The 17,222-nt window shown below is 31.9% G+C and carries 16 protein-coding genes and 1 tRNA gene; 13 read left to right on the forward strand and 4 right to left on the reverse strand.

What is annotated here, in order from left to right; all coding sequences use genetic code 11:
* Positions 1 to 71 precede the first annotated feature (71 nt).
* The 7 genes from T335_RS0102780 (at position 72) to T335_RS0102810 (ending at position 5,869) form a co-directional block, all read left to right on the forward strand.
* Positions 72 to 896: a hypothetical protein gene (locus T335_RS0102780; protein ID WP_026476180.1), complete on the forward strand. Its 825-nt coding sequence runs from the start codon at positions 72 to 74 to the stop codon at positions 894 to 896.
* Between the two features lie 74 nt (positions 897 to 970).
* A complete protein-coding gene (locus T335_RS21875; RefSeq protein WP_084280896.1) occupies positions 971 to 1,141 on the forward strand; it encodes a DUF896 domain-containing protein in 171 nt (56 codons plus the stop codon).
* Positions 1,142 to 1,256: 115 nt separating this feature from the next.
* A complete protein-coding gene (locus T335_RS0102790) occupies positions 1,257 to 1,706 on the forward strand; it encodes a chemotaxis protein CheW (protein WP_026476181.1) in 450 nt (149 codons plus the stop codon).
* Between the two features lie 143 nt (positions 1,707 to 1,849).
* On the forward strand, positions 1,850 to 2,329 hold the full coding sequence (locus tag T335_RS0102795; protein ID WP_026476182.1) for a hypothetical protein: 480 nt from the start codon (positions 1,850 to 1,852) through the stop codon (positions 2,327 to 2,329).
* A 180-nt stretch (positions 2,330 to 2,509) separates the two neighbouring features.
* Entirely contained in the window at positions 2,510 to 3,661 is a 1,152-nt protein-coding gene (locus T335_RS0102800) for a sensor histidine kinase (protein ID WP_026476183.1), read from the forward strand.
* An 11-nt stretch (positions 3,662 to 3,672) separates the two neighbouring features.
* Complete coding sequence (locus T335_RS0102805; RefSeq protein WP_026476184.1) at positions 3,673 to 4,326, forward strand: response regulator; 654 nt, start codon at positions 3,673 to 3,675, stop codon at positions 4,324 to 4,326.
* A gap of 124 nt (positions 4,327 to 4,450) precedes the next feature.
* Complete coding sequence (locus T335_RS0102810) at positions 4,451 to 5,869, forward strand: aminopeptidase (protein WP_026476185.1); 1,419 nt, start codon at positions 4,451 to 4,453, stop codon at positions 5,867 to 5,869.
* 111 nt (positions 5,870 to 5,980) lie between these two features.
* Here T335_RS0102810 and T335_RS0102815 read toward each other — a convergent pair whose 3' ends face one another.
* Positions 5,981 to 6,889: a selenium metabolism-associated LysR family transcriptional regulator gene (locus tag T335_RS0102815; RefSeq protein WP_026476186.1), complete on the reverse strand. Its 909-nt coding sequence runs from the start codon at positions 6,887 to 6,889 to the stop codon at positions 5,981 to 5,983.
* Between the two features lie 62 nt (positions 6,890 to 6,951).
* Positions 6,952 to 7,866 carry a cation diffusion facilitator family transporter gene (locus tag T335_RS19690; RefSeq protein WP_051569100.1) on the reverse strand — a complete coding sequence of 305 codons (915 nt, stop codon included), beginning with the start codon at positions 7,864 to 7,866 and terminating at the stop codon, positions 6,952 to 6,954.
* A 124-nt stretch (positions 7,867 to 7,990) separates the two neighbouring features.
* Here T335_RS19690 and T335_RS0102825 point away from each other — a divergent pair, with 124 nt between their 5' ends.
* Positions 7,991 to 8,482, forward strand: a complete 492-nt coding sequence (locus tag T335_RS0102825; protein ID WP_026476187.1) for a hypothetical protein — start codon at positions 7,991 to 7,993, stop codon at positions 8,480 to 8,482.
* A 482-nt stretch (positions 8,483 to 8,964) separates the two neighbouring features.
* Here the strand turns inward: T335_RS0102825 and T335_RS0102830 are convergent, their stop codons facing one another.
* Both T335_RS0102830 and T335_RS0102835 read right to left on the reverse strand, forming a co-directional pair.
* A complete protein-coding gene (locus T335_RS0102830) occupies positions 8,965 to 10,161 on the reverse strand; it encodes a hypothetical protein (RefSeq protein WP_026476188.1) in 1,197 nt (398 codons plus the stop codon).
* Positions 10,162 to 10,320: 159 nt separating this feature from the next.
* Positions 10,321 to 10,407: transfer RNA gene (locus T335_RS0102835), tRNA-Leu, on the reverse strand.
* Positions 10,408 to 10,587: 180 nt separating this feature from the next.
* Here T335_RS0102835 and T335_RS0102840 point away from each other — a divergent pair.
* The 5 genes from T335_RS0102840 (at position 10,588) to polA (ending at position 17,218) form a co-directional block, all read left to right on the forward strand.
* Positions 10,588 to 11,541, forward strand: a complete 954-nt coding sequence (locus tag T335_RS0102840) for a metal-dependent hydrolase (RefSeq protein WP_026476189.1) — start codon at positions 10,588 to 10,590, stop codon at positions 11,539 to 11,541.
* Between the two features lie 153 nt (positions 11,542 to 11,694).
* Positions 11,695 to 12,282, forward strand: a complete 588-nt coding sequence (locus T335_RS0102845; RefSeq protein ID WP_026476190.1) for an RNA polymerase sigma factor — start codon at positions 11,695 to 11,697, stop codon at positions 12,280 to 12,282.
* 13 nt (positions 12,283 to 12,295) lie between these two features.
* The gene (locus T335_RS0102850) at positions 12,296 to 13,585 is read left to right on the forward strand and encodes a DUF4349 domain-containing protein (protein ID WP_026476191.1); all 1,290 of its coding nucleotides are present in this window, start codon (positions 12,296 to 12,298) and stop codon (positions 13,583 to 13,585) included.
* On the forward strand, positions 13,575 to 14,318 hold the full coding sequence (locus T335_RS21475) for an SIMPL domain-containing protein (RefSeq protein ID WP_051569101.1): 744 nt from the start codon (positions 13,575 to 13,577) through the stop codon (positions 14,316 to 14,318). Before T335_RS0102850 ends, T335_RS21475 begins: the two co-directional genes overlap by 11 nt.
* Positions 14,319 to 14,533: 215 nt before the next feature.
* Positions 14,534 to 17,218, forward strand: a complete 2,685-nt coding sequence (gene polA / locus T335_RS0102860; protein WP_026476192.1) for a DNA polymerase I — start codon at positions 14,534 to 14,536, stop codon at positions 17,216 to 17,218.
* Positions 17,219 to 17,222 lie beyond the last annotated feature (4 nt).

The raw sequence follows: 17,222 nt of genomic DNA on the forward strand, positions 1-17,222 counted from the left end.
ATCAATGGCTGGTCATGTCGCATATATATAAGAACAGATGGGTTAAGGAAAAAAGGTAAAGGGGGAAAAAAATGGATACTGAAAAAAATAATAGCTTTCCTTCCAACTGGTTATGGCTATTGCCAATATTAATGCTATATTTAAGAAAAGGAAGTACAAAGTTAAATATTTATGAAATTGATACTAACTCTATGGAAAAGAAAGCAAGATTGTTAAATCGAATAAAAGGATATATGAGCTCCGAAGAGCAATTAATTATCCATAGGACAGAGATGTTACTACAGATTATTTCTAAGGTTAAAGTAATGATGGAGACCCCCGATATCCTCAATAGCAGTACCTACAGTTCTCTTTCAATTGAGGATAAAAAGAAAAATATGTTATTAGACATTAGTGAGTTTGTTGATGCAGATAAACAGGACATCATCTATAAATCCATTGATATGCACTCAAAAATTCACCATATGGGTAGCAAATTACAAGAAATTAAAAGTTTAGACACCCAGTCGATTACAATAGAAACCGTAGAGAAGTACATAGAACTATTTGATCCGATTTTGGAAGGGCAGCTTCAAGGAAGAACAAAGGAACTAAAGGCATTAGTGGGTGTATTAAAATTATTTAAATCAATGGAGACGAAGGGTCAATTAGATGAAACGGATTTAATCGAAATTATTAAACCATTTGTTAGTCAAGAACAAGGAGATCAATTAACAAGAATGATTCAGTTGGTTAAGGTTTTTAGTGCCATTAATAATGAGTCTAGTGAAGAGTCAAAGATATTAGAAGAAAATATAAATACTAAAGAAGGAGTTAAAGAACAGGAAGATAAAGATATTTCAAATTTAATGGAACCGAAGGAAATTGAAATTAGTCCAGAATCTAAAAATCCTTAGACTGAATTTGACCTTTAATCTGTATAGAATTTATGTTATATTGATATAATGAAGAATAACAAAGGAGTGTTAGTATGGTATCTAAAGAAAAAATCGCTAGAATAAATGAATTAGCTAAAATAGCAAAGACTAGAACCTTAACAGCGGAGGAAGAAAAGGAAAGGGCAACTTTAAGAAAGGAATATATTGAATCCTTTAAAAAGTCCTTTAAACAACAGTTAGATTCAATTGAATATGTTGATTAATAAGAAGATAGTATTGTCTATCTTCTTTTTTTTCTTTGATCAGAAGGAAAAAGGAAATCTTTATAGAATTATTAAAAGATAAGCGAAAATATGTCGATTTTTAGGAGGTAATGATATGTCAGAAAGACAATATGTCATATTTAAACTAGATAAAGAAGAGTATGGTGTAGATATTATGCACGTTAAGGAAATTAGCGAATTTAAGGAAAGTATGAAGGTTCCAAATTCCCCTACTTTCATTGATGGAATCGTTAATTATAGGGGGGTAGTTACACCAATTATCAATTTAAGGAAAAAGTTTAATATGGAGCTGCAGGCGGTTAATGCAAATACTCGAATTATCATCATATACTTAAATGATAAACAAGTTGGATTCTTAGTAGATGATGCTTCTCAAGTTTTAACAATTGACCAGAAGGATGTAGATCCTGCACCAGAAATTATTACAGGAATAGACCAAAAGTTTATTAGTGGTATTGCTAAAGTTAATGAAAGAATGGTTATTCTATTAGATTTAGAAAAAGTGCTTAGTGATGAAGAAAAAAAGAAAATTGAAATGATGTAGTTTAGATAGGATAATAATGTAATATGTAGAATAATGAAAATCGAAAAAAGAAACTACCAGCAAAAACAAGCAAATTTTTTTATATTCTTTGTTTATAATAAAAGCCTACAACCTTTTAGGTTTATAACAAAGGAGGAAAAATTATGAAACGCATGCTGGTATTTTTTTTGCTACTGATTGTATTATCATCCCACCTACAAGTGATATTTGCATCCTTTACAGAAGAGGAACCCCTTACAGAGGAATTACTTCAGCGAATAGAAGAAATATTTCAAGTAAGGATCGATATGTGGAACGCTTTACTGGAATCTGAAGAAACTAATGATATAATGCAATTAGAAGAAATACTTAAAGATTATATAGTAGATCCATTGATAACAGATGAAATAAGTCTTTATGAAGAGATGCTTAATGAGCCAACTTTCTTTGAAAAAATAAGAGCATTAACAATTATAGAAAGTAGTCAATTGGAAAATAGTATTGATAAAAAGAAAATACGGTTAAAAATAATATGGGAACTGGAAGGCTACAGTGGAGTGTCAACTGAAACAGTTAATTATATTTTAGAGATGAGAAAATCGAAAGAATTATGGTTATTGGCAGATTATCAGGTTGTTAATTAAAATAATGGCAGAATCAGCCCAGCCTTGTATTAGTAAAATACAACTAGCTGGGCTTTTTGTAGCACGAAATAGGTACATAGTAGGATTATTACAAAAATAAAACAATTCTCAATTTAAAATAAAGGAGAAGTATGTAATTATGCAGAACTAAAAATATTAGAATCTATATGGGGTGGAAAAATGAACAATCAAAAGATTGATGCTAAAGATATAAATATGATCCTCAATAAAGCTATCAGTGCAATAGAAGATAGTCAGGATGCTATTTTCGATATAGCTGAAAATGCCCGTAGAGAATGTAAAAGATTAAAGGAACAATTAGAACTTGTAAAAATAAAAATATATGCTGTCATACAAGAAGTGGAGAAAATGGAGTCCATAGAAAAGGGTTGTAGAAAGAGACTTCTAGATGTTAGCAAGGATTTTTCAAAGTTTAGTGAAGAAGATATTAGAAGAGCTTATGAAAAAGCTAATGAAATCCAAATTCAGTTGGTCATCAAAAGACAAGAAGAATCTGATTTAATTAGACAGCGTACAGAACTAGAAATGAGATATAAAAACTCTTTAGATATTTTAAAAAAGGCTGAGGACCTAATTTCAAAAATAGGTGTTGCAATGGAGTTCTTAAATGGAAACTTAGCTAATGTTACAAATACCATAGAAGACATACAGTCAAGAGCAATACTAGGAAAGCAGATTATTCAAGCCCAAGAAGAAGAAAGACAGCGGGTTGCAAGAGATATTCATGATGGTCCAGCCCAATCATTGGCTAATTTAGTAATTAAGGCAGAGCTATGTGAAAAATTAATAGATATTGATCGAGAAAGATCAAAGGAAGAATTAAGAGAACTAAGGCAGTTTTTGAGAGAAGGAATTAAAGAGATTCGTAAGATTATATATAATTTAAGACCAATGTCTTTAGACGATTTAGGATTTATACCAACTGTTCAAAGGTTTGTAGAAGGGTTTCAAGATGAAACAGGAATTCAAACTGATTTTATAATTCTTTCTCAATTAACGATGGAGGACTCCATCAAAAATCTAGCAGTTTTTCGTATTATACAAGAGGCTCTAAATAATGCTAGAAAACATTCCCAAGCAAGTCAAATTAAAATTAAGTTAGAGATGTCATCTAAAGGTCTACAATTAACGATTATTGATAATGGTGTAGGCTTTGATGTGGAAAAAATAGCCTTTAAGCAAAAGGAAGAAGGAGGTTTTGGATTATTCAGTATAAGGGAACGGGTAGAATTATTAAATGGTACCTTCGAAATTAAAAGTGAGCCAAATAAAGGAACTAAAATTTTTGTAAATATACCAGATATGAAATAGGAGGTTTTTATATGAAAAAAATAGGCATTTTAATAGTTGATGATCATTCCTTAGTAAGACAAGGATTAAAGCAAATTTTAGAACTAGAAAATGACATAGAAATTGTTGGACAAGCAGGTGACGGAGAAGAAGCTCTGCTAAAGGTACAACAATTAAGACCCGATATCGTATTATTAGATATTAACATGCCCAAATTAAATGGCATACAGACATTAAGACGATTAAAAGACATAGATAAGACAACGAAGGTAATTATGTTGACTTTCCATGAAGACCAGGAATATTTATTTGAGACAATTAATTTAGGGGCAAATGGATATGTTTTAAAGGACTCAGAGAGTGAAAGTTTAGTCCAAGCAGTTAGAGATGTCTACAAAGGGTCTTCTTACATTCATCCTAATTTGGCTACAGGGTTAGTAAAGGAGTTTAATCGAAAAAAACCAAATGAAGATGAAGATTCAGTTGAAAACAAACTAACTAGAAGGGAATATGAAGTACTCACCCTTATTGCAGAAGGCCAGAATAATCGAGAGATTGCTAATAGCCTCTTTATCAGTGAAAAAACTGTAAAGAATCATGTTTCTAATATTTTTAAGAAAATCGATGTAAATGATAGAACCCAAGCTGCAATTTATGCCTATAAACACAATATAAAGAAAATTTAAATAAATCCCTTTATTTAGACTATAAACGATTGACATTAATAACTGGCAATTATATGATATTGGTAGCATATAATATTTTTAATATGTATGATGAAAATAGTGTAGATAAAGGGGAGAACAGTGGATGAATACAGTAGAACAAGGGAAAGCGCTTCAAAAAAAACTAACTAAAGAATTTAGAAGTGCTTGGGATCAACTGCAAGATGGAGAATTGGAAAAAGTTTTTGCCTTTGGTGAAGCCTATAAACACTTTATGGATCATGGAAAAACCGAGAGAGAATGCGTTACAGAAATCATTGCTCAAGCTAAAAAGAAGGGGTTTATCTCCTTTGAAGAGGCAATAGCAAAGGGAACGGTTGCTGCTGGAGATAAAATATATGCAGAAAATCGTGGTAAAGCCGCAGCCCTATTTGTAATGGGGAAGGAGAATCTTGAAGCGGGTATGAAGATAGTTGGCTCTCATCTAGATGCTCCAAGGTTGGACTTGAAGGCATTTCCATTATATGAAGATGGCGGATTAGCATTATTAAAAACCCATTATTATGGTGGGATCAAAAAATACCAGTGGGTTACGATTCCCCTTGCTATTCATGGTGTGATGGTAAAAAGTAATGGAGACAAGATCAATATTGTAATAGGTGAAGATGAAAATGATCCTGTATTCTACATAACTGATCTCCTACCCCATCTAGCCAGTGATCAGATGGCAAAAAAAATGGGAGAAGGAATTACTGGAGAAGGACTTAATGTTTTAATTGGTAATATTCCTTATCAAGATCAAGACATTAGTGAAAGAGTTAAGCTAAATATCTTAAACATACTTTATAATAAATATGAAATTACAGAGGAAGACTTTACTGTTGCAGAACTTGAAATTGTACCAGCAAGTAAAGCAAGGGATGTAGGCTTAGATAGAAGTATGATTGCAGCCCATGGTCATGACGATCGAGTTTGTTCTTTTGCTGCTTTAGAAGCAGTTTTCGAGATGGAACAGCCGAATAAAACCGTTGTTGGCTTATTTGTAGACAAAGAAGAAGTAGGTAGCATGGGGAATACTGGTATGGAATCTATGTTCTTCAAACATTGTGTTGCAGAGTTACTTAACCTACAGGGTTGTAGCAGCTATGTGTCGATTCATAGAGCTTTTAAAAACACAAAGGTCCTTTCTGGAGATGTAACAGCGGGGTTAGATCCTAATTATCCAGAGGTGTTAGATAAAAGAAATGCCGCCTTCATCGGTAAGGGAGTAACCATAAGTAAATATACTGGGGTTAGGGGTAAAGGTGGTTGTAATGACGCAAACTCAGAGTTTTTAGGCGAACTTAGGGAGATTTTTAATAAAAATGATGTTGTTTGGCAAGTAGGAGAATTAGGAAAAGTGGACCAGGGTGGTGGTGGAACCATTGCTTACATCCTGGCAAACTATGGAGCAGAAGTTGTAGATTGTGGGACACCAATGTTGAGCATGCATGCACCATTGGAGCTTATTAGTAAAATAGATTTATATATGACCTATAAAGCCTATAAAGCTTTTTATTTATAATCTGGAATAAAAGGTAAGGTTAATACAGCAAAAGATAGAAGAAAGCCCATGGGATCAATTAAATGATAACATGGGCTTTTAGTTTTATTCCATTTAAGAAAATCTCCAACGTTATAGATTAGGAAGGCTAAAATAGCTACATACAAACTGTTGAAACGCATTTTCCAACGGAGAAGGATTACGATACTTATGATACACAAAATAGAATTTTCTTGTTAGATCTAATCCTTTAACTCGATGGGCTCTTAGTGACTTATGTTCTATTTCATCTTCTACAGCCCGCTTAGATAAAAATGATACGCCTAAACCACGGCGGATACACTGCTTAATGGCTTCGGTATTTTCAATATAAGCTATGATCTGTAACTGATTTAAGCTCAAATCTGAATTTTTTAGAGCATTTTCTAGAAGTTGTCTAGTACCTGAACCCTTTTCACGTAATATTAATTTCCATTCTAATAAGTTACTTAGTTCAACTTCATCACCTAACTGATTGTAGGGTGGTCGGTAAGGGGTAATTAGAGATAACTCATCGGATAAAAGTTCTTCATAATGAAGTTGGTTATGGGGAATTTTTGCTCCAACAATTCCAAAATCTATATCTCCCTGTATAATTCCCTCTACTACTTCTTGAGAATCATAATGAAGCATGCTGAAGGTTACATCAGGGTATCTCTTATTGAAACCACAGATTATTTCAGGGATAATGTACTGCTCGGGAATTGTACTGGAGGCTATTTCTATATTACCTACTATCTTTCCTTTAAATTCATTTAGCTTAAAGACTGCACCTTCCTTAAGGTTTACAATACTAGTGGCATATTCAAATAATATTTCTCCAGCTTTTGTTAAGGAAATTTTTCTGCTAGAACGATTAATTAATATTGTATTTAATTCTTTTTCTAAATTAGCAATATGACTACTGATGGTGGGCTGAGTTAAGAAAAGGTGGTCAGCCGCTTTGGAAAAACTTTTAAATCTTGCAACAGCAACGAAGGTTTCTAATTGTCTAAAATCCATAAAAAATTTCCTCCCATAGTCTAATACTAAAATAGTAGCATTGATGGAAGGAAAATGCAATTCTATTCGTCTTTTTTATCACATAATTGGCAATAATCTTTTGTTTTATAACATGGATTAACATGAATTAGCACATCTTGAACATCTTCGTTTTCATTAAGAATATTTTCTTTAGCTCGTGCAGCTGCCCCGTGTCCCTCTTCTACTGTAATTTTAGGGTCTACACAAATTTTCATGTCTACTAAATACTTAGAACCATATTGCCTCACCTTTAAATCTTGAATCTCCCTCACACCCTCTGCAGCAACTCCTGATTTTTTAATAGCATCTAAGATTTCTTTATCTGGTGCTGTATCCATAAGTCCCTTTATTGCATCTAAGTAAATTTTGATTCCTGTTCTTAAAACTAGAAAAGAAACAAGAATCCCTGCTATTGGATCCATAAAAGGAAAACCAAATATTGCACCAGTAACCCCCACTAAAGTAGCAATTGAAGAAAAGGCGTCGGAACGATGATGCCAAGCATCGGCTATTACTGCAGAACTTTTAATTTTCTTCCCAATTTTTACAGAGTATTGGTACATCCCTTCTTTTACGATAATAGACAAAACTGCAATGTATATAGCCGTAATAGCAGGAGGGGTAATATCGCCTTCACGAAGAATTTTGAAGGCTTCATAACCAATACCTAAGGCAGTAACAATTAAGATAATGGCTAAAATTTTAGCAGTAATAGATTCGGCTCTATGATGCCCATAAGGATGGGATTCATCTGGGGGAATATGAGCAATTTTTAAACCCTGAAGTAGAACAATTGTACCAAACAAATCTGAAGCAGAGTGAAAGGCATCTGCTAATAGGGCAGTACTGCCGGCAGAAAAGCCAATAATCCCTTTTAAAATAGTCAATAACACATTACCAATGATACTGACTATAGACACTTTTTTAACTTCTGAATAACGTTGTTGATCTTCCATTAATACACCACCCTTAAAAAAATACAATATTTTACAGTTAAACATTAATCTTTACTGTCCATATTATCTGAATACATTTGAGAAGATATGCAAATATTAAAAATATCTTAAGGAGGTATTCAACATGGCACAAATTATCGATATAAAGGAATATAAAGACAATAAAATGTTAAAGCAATTAGAAAACACTACTGATCGAACCATTAAACAAAGGGAGTTTTTTATTAATTTATATCAATTTCTAAACAAGAACTTAAATAACGAATTTGATGAAATTTTAATAGAATTTGATGATTTGTTTTTAGATTTAGTAAAAAAATATAAAATAAACCCTTTAGTAGTTAATTATTTTCATATCCCTATGATTACCTTTATGGTAATGGTGTTTATAAAAAATAGTGACTTAAATGAGCATTTTCCAGAATTAAGCACTATTGAAAATAATGAAAATAAAGATATGTTTAAAGATACCCTATTAAAAATAATTGAAACCTATACCGATGATGATTCCATATCTTTAAATCCTATTGCATTAGAAAAGGATTTAGATAAAATTATTAATCGTTTTTATGTTAGCTTACTAACAATTATTCCCCATAAGATTGTATTGGTATAGTACAGGGGGAAATTAAAAGAAACTTCTTAGCCAGCGCAGCAAAGAAGTTCTTTTTCGTTTCTAACAGTTTATTTATTAATCCCAATCCCCCCAGAGAAAATACATAGAACTTATTAGCTAATTCTACTATATCTTCCGACCTAATTATTATATAACATAGCATAGGGTGTAATTTGTCGTAGTTTGTCGAGGGAAAAATAAAATTTTCGAATATATTAATAATTATGGAAACATATAGTAGAGATCGTTAGAAATAATTTAAAATAATTAAAAATATTTATTAGCTTTTAACGGGTTAGGGTTAAAGCATCACATGTAATTGTATGATTAAAATCTTAGCTTATCGATTGTTATGTACACTGTTAAATAAAAGTAATTTTAATGACTGATATAACGAGCGTGAAGGATTAGGTAAACTTTTCCTATTATAGAAATTCTCAATCAGAGAAAGGCCATAGGGTTTCTAGTGTAAAATATAGCATCTAATAAAGAATACTGATAAGAACATTGTCTGACTTTGAATAATGTAAGGCCCCCTCATATTTTATACTTTTTTTAGTTTTAAAATTATATATATAACTAAATGGTTTATAAATTTCAAAGTCAAAATAAAAAGTTATGATATTTTCTGTATCCAAAAAAATGTAGAAATAACCTAATTCTTGAGAAAATATAATGTCCTTATCTTGATCTATAACGTCAAATAAACAATTATGACCATGAGAATATAATCTGTTGTTGGCTTTAAAAATAGGTGGATAATATTTTCGTTTAATAGGAGTAACGGATTTTTGCTTAGTAAGAAGATCAAACTCAACAATATAGGCTTCATCCTCTGTAAACTTTTGTAATTCATAGGTTATTTTTTGATTTGCTGCATTAATGACATTAATCATTGTATTATCATCAGACGGTTTTATGATAAATGGATTACCTAATGAAGCCTTGCTTTCAGCATTTTTGGTGTATTTTAATAAGAACAGATCATCACTAATAAGTGTATTTTTAGAAGTATCAAATAGGGGGTAGTTTTTTCTGTATTCAAAGAGCTCTTTTTTATCATCAATACGCCAAAAATTTTGTTTTAATACTAAATATGTATTTGCATTGTCATTTACCCAAGAAATAGGGCCTGCGACAAAATTAATTTTGGGCAGGGGTAACACTTCCTTGTCTTCTAATGATAATATTTGATTTTGAAAAGTTTCGTTAAATTCATTACTAAGTTCTATTTTAAAGTCTTTAAAGGAAATTTCAAAATTTTTGTTTACACAATTTTTTCGATATCCAAAAAGTATCAAATTTTCGTCTAAATATCTAAAGTAAACCCTCTCCTGATGAATATAGCGAATGGCCTCATCTTTTGAAGTAAGGTTTGTAGCAATATTTAAGATGATTTCTTTTGTTTTAGTTTCATATGTATAACTATTTAAATTAATATGATAATATCCCTTGTTAACTAAAGAAACATAGTATAATTTTTTAGCGTTATTTTCAAAGGGTTTTGAAACTACTCTAATGACATTTGCTCCTATTTGCTTTTTTATCTTACCACTATAGGTATAGATTCCCTTATCTCCGGCACAAATAACTTCTTCATTATAGATTTTATAGGGTATTATTTTTCTCTCATTCTTTTTTAAACTTTCAGTAGAGATATTGATTAATTGATATTCCATGATAATGCCCCTTTCTATTAATTAACATGATAATGCGACAAATATAAATTATCGCATTATCATGTTTTGTGTAAAGTAAAAGACATATGTAAAATAAAAAGACATAAAAAAAGAAGCCCCAAATTGCTATCTACCAGCTATTCTAAGGACTTCATTTATTGGTGCCGCGGAAGGGAATCGAACCCCCACGATGTTGCCACCGGCAGATTTTGAGTCTGCTGCGTCTGCCAGTTCCGCCACCGCGGCTGAATTATTGACAAGGTTAATCATAACATATATATATGAAGCTGTCAAGTTTAAAAATAATTAGAAAATAATTCAACTATAAAAGGATCAAAACCTTTGTTATAATACATAAGAGAATAAATGACACTGTGCTATATAGAATGAATAGCATTTATTAAAAAGTTAAAAGGGGGAGTTCAGATGGATCCACTATCACATGCACTGGTGGGGTTATCATTATTTGGGATGCAACACGCCCCTGCATTATCTAATCCAGCTTGTGTAGGGGCCGTAATTGGAGCCATAGCCCCCGATTTTGATATAGCTGCTAGAATAAAAGGGGATTATGTTTATCTAAAACATCATCGAGTTGAAACCCATTCATTTCCAGGAATTATGGCATTATCATTATTAATAACCCTAACCTTATCACTGTTCTATCATAATTTCTTCTTTAGAGAAGTATTTTTTTGGACCTTAATCGGGGGGGTATCCCATACCGCCTTAGATATTCTAAATTCCTATGGCGCATCTATATTATATCCCTTAAATAGAAAGAAATATACTTTAAACTTATTAATGATTTATGACCCAATACTCATTTTAATGAATGTTTATATCATCTTTTTTGGCAAAAGAAATTTTGTTGAAAATATTTTATTATTAATATTCTTTGGGGTATATGTTATGGGTAGAAGATATTTTAGAAACCGACTAAGAATACTACTTGAGACAAAATATGATAGAGACTTTAAGAAACTAGAATTAATGCCATCAACCTTTAACCCCCTTAAATGGGACTTTATTGTCGAGACAGAGTCATATTTTTATGTGGGAGAAATTAATAGTTTAAGCTATAATACTAACTCTGTTAGAGAATTAAAAAAGGTTGAAAATCCAATTATACAGAAGTCTTTAAAAGAAGAACTAGGGATGTATTTTAAAAGCTTTACACCCTTTTTCCATGTAGATGTGATGGAAAAGGGAAAGGAAAGAATTCAAGTTAAAATGACGGATTTAAGGTATCGAATGAAAAATCAATTTATGCATCATGCCTTTTTTCATTATAATAAGGTAGATGGCAATTTAATTAATAGTAATTTCTTGCCTTTTTCGTCAGACAAAAAATTAAAGATATATGAGAATAATCAGTGATTTTTTTCACTGGTTATTTTTATAGTTAATTCTTTTCTCAGAAATATAAAGTTTACATTATATAGAAGAAGGATAATAATTTTAAAAGACTAATATAAACATGGAACAAAGTTAATTTTTATACGTCTAAATTAATGAAGAGGACGGGAAGGAGTGAAGCGCTTGAACCAACAGGAAATCTCCTTAATAGAAAAAACGAAACAGGGAGATATACTTAGTTTCGAAAAGTTGATAGAGCCCTATCAAAAAAAAGCATTTAATATAGCCTATCGAATGTTGGGAAATCTAGAGGATGCAAATGACATCACCCAAGAAGCTCTAATCAAAATATATAAATCCATTAATAAATTTGAGGGAAAAAGCAGTTTCTCCACATGGATTTACTCAATTGTCAGTAATACATGTATAGACTTTTTAAGAAAGAAGAAAAAGTCCCAGGTGGTTTATTTAGAACAACAAGATGATACAGGCGAAAAAACCTATCAAATTGAGGTAGCTGATGAAATGAATACTCCGGAGTATTTATTTGAAAGAAAAGAAATGCGAAATATTATACATGATGCCATTAATCAACTAAAAGTGGATCAGAAGGAAATTATTATATTAAGAGATATAAATGGTTTTAGTTATCAAGAAATTGCAGATATACTGAAATGTTCAGAAGGAACAGTTAAATCGAGAATTAGTCGTGCAAGAAACAGTTTAAGAATATTACTAAGCAAAAAGTTACAAGAGGCATGAAAGGAGGGGTAAAATGAATTGTAGTCAATTTGAAGAGTATGCTTCTCTCTTTATAGATGAAATGCTAACGGAGGAAGAGATGATAAAGTTTAGAAAACATATAGAAAGCTGTGAAAATTGTTATATTTCTTTAGAAAATCTAAAGTTAATTGTCAGTACAGTAAATGAGATGGAAGAAGTTGATTTACCTACAGACTTTACCCTTTCATTAAGGAAAAAGCTTCAGGATGAAAAAGAGAAGGAAACAGAAAAGAATAAAAGTTTAATTAATTGGAAGGTAGTTAGTGGAATCGCTGCAGGATTAATGATTACTGCCATCTCCATGACAGCTTTAGAAGATCTAAATCCAAATAAGTTGATGATGGAGCCTATGACAGATGCTGGCTATTCAAATGAAATGGCGGCAAGGGATATGGAGAACTATGGTACTACTCCTACGATAACTGGTAGGTCAGGTGAAACGACTACTCAATTTTCAGTAACTATGGGAGATAAGGCAGCTGAAAGTGTTGAGGAGCAAGAAGCGCTGGAAAAAGAAGAATTTTCAGTAGCTACAGCTGAATTAGCCACAGATAACAGAAAGATAATTAATAAAGGGAGATTATCCCTCGAAACAATGGAGTTCGATGAATCTTATAAAGATACCTATTACCTTGTAGAGAAATATGGGGGGTATTTTCAAACGTCTGATACACAATATCGTCTTTTAAATAGAGAAAAACCCGAGGAATCCCTTAGAACTACCTACTTTAATATTCGTGTTCCTAGCGAAAATTTTAACGACATCTTTCAAGAATTAAAGGAAGTTGGGATTGTCATTAATGAAAATACTAATGCCCAAGATATAACAATGACCTATAGAGATGTTGAAACCGAAGTGTTAAACCTTGAAATACAAGAAGAACGTTTAAGGGAGATTTTACAAAAAGCTGAAAAAATAGAAGATATTCTAAGGATAGAAAATGAGTTATCTAGGATAAGACTTCAAATTAATAGTATGCGGGGAACCTTAAAAAATTATGATCAACTGGTGAGTTTGTCTACCATTGAAGTTGAATTAATAGAAGTAAAGGAAACTAGTGATTCAGCTATTAAACTACAGTCTGTGGACCAAGGTCTATTGGGTAGAGGAAAAGATAATTTCATTAAATCAGTCAATCAAATTATTCGGTTTGGAGAAAGGGCATTAATTAACCTTTATGGATTAATTCCATGGGCGGTTTTAATAACAGCTATTACTTTACCAGTGGTAAGTATAGGAAATAAAATCATTAAGAAGAGGAGGAATAATCATGAAAAGTAAAATTTTTCAAAAGGGGATTATGCTATCAATTTTATCTTTAGCATTAGTTGGCTTCTTTATGCTGGGGGGACTCCTAACTAATACAGCAACAGCAGTAAATCCAGCTGCAGGGGAAATTTCTGTTGGAGGTACAGGAATTGTAATGGCTAAGCCAGACGTAGGGATAGTTGTTTTAGGAGTCGAAACCAGTAATAAAGATTCAAAGGTTGCTCAAGAAGAGAATACTAAACTAAGTAACCAGTTAATTGCAGCATTAACTAAAGAAAACATTAAAAAAGATGACATTAAGACTTCATCCTATAACATGTATCAAGAACGTCAGTACAATCCTCAAGATGGTAGAACAACAGATGGTAACTTTAGAGTATCTCATTATGTTGAAGTGACAGTTAGAGATATAGATAAAGTAGGTGCAATCATCGACTTAGCAACAAAAAGTGGTGCTAATCAAGTAAATGGAGTACGCTTTACTGTTTCAGATACTAGTAAATATTATCAAGAAGCATTAAAGCTAGCAGTTAAAGATGCTGATAGTAAAGCTAAAACCCTTGCCGATACATTAGGGGTAAAGGTTGGAAAACCATCTAAAGTAACAGAAAACAGCTATAACGCACCAATAGCTTTAAGAATGGAAATGAGTTATGATATGGCTGAAAAAGCAATGGCAAATACAGAATTATCAACAGGGGAAATGGAAATAAGAGCAGATCTTCAAGTAGTATATAACTATTAATAAGATTTAGCTAGAATAGTTTTTCGGTAGAGGTAGATTACGATCTGTAATTTGCCTCTATTTTTTTCTAAAATATCTAATAAAGTTTATAAAAATACCATTATCAAAATTAATAATGTTAATACTATAGTTAAAGGTGGCATCTTCTTTATTTTACTAACATGACAATACATGATAAAATATTGATAAATATTTATTTGAAGGGATTGAGAGATATGGCAAAAGATCGAATTGTGATTATCGATGGAAATAGTTTAGTAAATAGAGCCTTTTATGCCCTGCCGCCCTTTGTTACTAAGGATGGGCAACATACAAATGCCATTTATGGCTTTTTAACAATGCTATTAAAGGTTTTGGAGGATTATAAGCCCCAATACATAGGCGTTGCCTTTGACTTAAAGGCCCCAACCTTTAGACATAAAGAGTTTACCGATTATAAAGCTGGTAGAAAGAAAATGCCTAACGAATTAAGAGAGCAAATTGAGCCTTTAAAGGAACTTTTAGATGCTTTAAATATTTTCCGTATAGAATTAGAAGGCTATGAAGCCGACGACTTGATTGGAACCCTCAGTAAGTACTGTGAAAATAAAGAAATGGAGTGTTTAATTGTAACTGGAGACAAAGATGCCCTTCAATTAGTTTCTCAGGATGTAAAAGTATTAATTACTAGAAAAGGAATCTCAAGTTTAGATATTTACGACGACAAAAAACTAATGGAAGATTATGAAGTTACTCCATTGCAATTTATTGATTTAAAGGCACTAATGGGAGATAAGTCCGATAATATCCCTGGGGTACCTGGTGTCGGCGAAAAAACGGCTATTAAACTTGTTAAACAATTTGAATCAGTAGAAAATCTAATTCAAAACACCCATGAAATTGCTGCTGCTAAACTTAGGGAAAAAGTCGAAAATCATATCCAAGATATTATCTTAAGTAAAAGGTTAGCCACAATCATTACAGATATTCCAGTAGAATTTGACATTAAGACCCTTGAGGCAGAAGAACCTAACTATGAGGACCTAATAGGTTTATTAAAGCGCTTTGAGTTTAATAGCTTAATTAGTAGATTTTCTAAGGTAGAATCAAGTAGTAATCAATTAACTACCATTGCTACAGAAAATCTTAAAGTAATTGATAGTCTAGAAGATGTTAAAATCTTAGCTGATAAAATGAAGGAAACTGGTGAAGTAGTAATAAAAACCATAGTTGGTGGTGGAGAAAATATTATCACTAACAAAATTATTGCATTAGGAATGGCAGTTACATCAGAAGATATTTATTATATAGATTTTAAAGGATTAAAGGATCAAGAGAAGGCATTAGCCTTACTTAAGGAAGTATTAGAAGATGAAAATACGAAAATTATTGGACATGATATTAAAAAGGAATTAGTACATTTTGCCCCCCATCAAATACATATTAATCATGTTGCCTTTGATACCTTTATCGGAGAATATTTAATTGATCCTGCAAAGTCCACCTATAATCTAAAGGAACTGGCAGCCATCTATTTAGGGGAAGACATAAAAGACGAAGAAGAGCTTTTAGGAAAAGGGAAGGGCCGTAAAACCTTTACAGACTTAACTGAAGAAGAACTGCAAAATTTCTTATATCAACAGGTAAAGGTAATCTATAACCTAGTACCCAAAATTAAAGAAAGATTGACCGAACTAAGCTTAGAAAAATTATATTATGAGGTAGAGTTACCCTTAACAGAGGTTTTGGCCTCTATGGAAGTTGCAGGAATTAAAGTTGATAAGCATATGCTGGAGAAATTAGAAATACAATTTACAGATAAAATAAATCAATTAACAACAGAAATATATGAGTTAGCTGGAGTAGAATTTAATATTAATTCCCCTAAACAACTGGGAGAAATCTTATTTGATAAACTTGAGCTACCACCTTTAAAAAAGACAAAAACAGGCTATTCAACAAATGCAGAAGTATTAGAGAAACTTCAAGAAAAACATGAAATTATTCCTAAAATTTTAGAATATCGTACCATCGCAAAATTAAAGTCCACCTATGTAGATGGTTTATTATCTATTATTAATCCTGTAACAAAGCGGATTCATTCAAGTTTTAATCAGACAGTAACAACCACAGGCAGAATATCAAGTACCGAGCCAAATCTACAAAACATTCCTGTTAGATTAGAACTAGGTCGTCAGTTGCGAAAGGTATTTATTTCTAAAGAAGGCCATCAGTTTATCGATGCCGATTATTCACAAATTGAATTAAGGGTACTGGCCCACATTTCAAAAGATGAAAATCTTATCGATGCCTTCGAAAAAGACCAAGATATTCATACAAGAACAGCATCAGAGATATTTGGAGTGCCAGTTGAAGAAGTTACTTCTGCCATGAGAAGCAGTGCAAAGGCTGTTAACTTTGGAATTGTGTATGGAATTAGTGATTTTGGTTTAGGTGAGAATTTAAAAATATCTAGAGTAGAGGCAAAGAAATATATCGATAAATACCTAGAGAAATATTCATCTGTTAGAAATTATATGGAAAATATTATAAAGGAAGGTAAGGAGAAAGGATACGTGGTAACCCTACTAAATCGTAGAAGATATTTGCCAGAACTTCACTCTAAAAACTTTAATATCAGGTCTTTTGGAGAACGCATGGCTATGAATACGCCTATTCAAGGGAGTGCTGCTGATATTATTAAGATTGCAATGATTAATGTTTATCGTAAATTGAAGGAAGAAGGTCTCAATGGAAGGTTAATTCTACAAGTCCACGATGAATTAATTGTTGAAACTCCCCATGAAGAGATGGAGCAGGTAACAGAAATAATCAAAGTAGGTATGGAATCAGCTATGGATTTAGCTGTCAAATTAAAGATAGATGTATCCTATGGTAGTAACTGGTACGATGCAAAATAAAGGA

Origin of the sequence: Alkaliphilus transvaalensis ATCC 700919 (assembly GCF_000621485.1) — a bacterium.
GTDB lineage: Bacteria > Bacillota > Clostridia > Peptostreptococcales > Natronincolaceae > Alkaliphilus > Alkaliphilus transvaalensis.

Coding starts and splice junctions, on each gene's coding strand:
- T335_RS0102840 (WP_026476189.1), top strand. CDS start 10,588: ATGGATCCACTATCACATGCACTGGTGGGGTTATCATTATTTGGGATG.
- T335_RS21475 (WP_051569101.1), top strand. CDS start 13,575: ATGAAAAGTAAAATTTTTCAAAAGGGGATTATGCTATCAATTTTATCT.
- T335_RS0102850 (WP_026476191.1), top strand. CDS start 12,296: ATGAATTGTAGTCAATTTGAAGAGTATGCTTCTCTCTTTATAGATGAA.
- T335_RS0102830 (WP_026476188.1), bottom strand. CDS start 10,161: ATGGAATATCAATTAATCAATATCTCTACTGAAAGTTTAAAAAAGAAT.
- T335_RS0102815 (WP_026476186.1), bottom strand. CDS start 6,889: ATGGATTTTAGACAATTAGAAACCTTCGTTGCTGTTGCAAGATTTAAA.
- T335_RS0102810 (WP_026476185.1), top strand. CDS start 4,451: ATGAATACAGTAGAACAAGGGAAAGCGCTTCAAAAAAAACTAACTAAA.
- polA (WP_026476192.1), top strand. CDS start 14,534: ATGGCAAAAGATCGAATTGTGATTATCGATGGAAATAGTTTAGTAAAT.
- T335_RS0102805 (WP_026476184.1), top strand. CDS start 3,673: ATGAAAAAAATAGGCATTTTAATAGTTGATGATCATTCCTTAGTAAGA.
- T335_RS0102825 (WP_026476187.1), top strand. CDS start 7,991: ATGGCACAAATTATCGATATAAAGGAATATAAAGACAATAAAATGTTA.
- T335_RS0102790 (WP_026476181.1), top strand. CDS start 1,257: ATGTCAGAAAGACAATATGTCATATTTAAACTAGATAAAGAAGAGTAT.
- T335_RS19690 (WP_051569100.1), bottom strand. CDS start 7,866: ATGGAAGATCAACAACGTTATTCAGAAGTTAAAAAAGTGTCTATAGTC.
- T335_RS0102795 (WP_026476182.1), top strand. CDS start 1,850: ATGAAACGCATGCTGGTATTTTTTTTGCTACTGATTGTATTATCATCC.
- T335_RS0102780 (WP_026476180.1), top strand. CDS start 72: ATGGATACTGAAAAAAATAATAGCTTTCCTTCCAACTGGTTATGGCTA.
- T335_RS21875 (WP_084280896.1), top strand. CDS start 971: ATGGTATCTAAAGAAAAAATCGCTAGAATAAATGAATTAGCTAAAATA.
- T335_RS0102800 (WP_026476183.1), top strand. CDS start 2,510: ATGAACAATCAAAAGATTGATGCTAAAGATATAAATATGATCCTCAAT.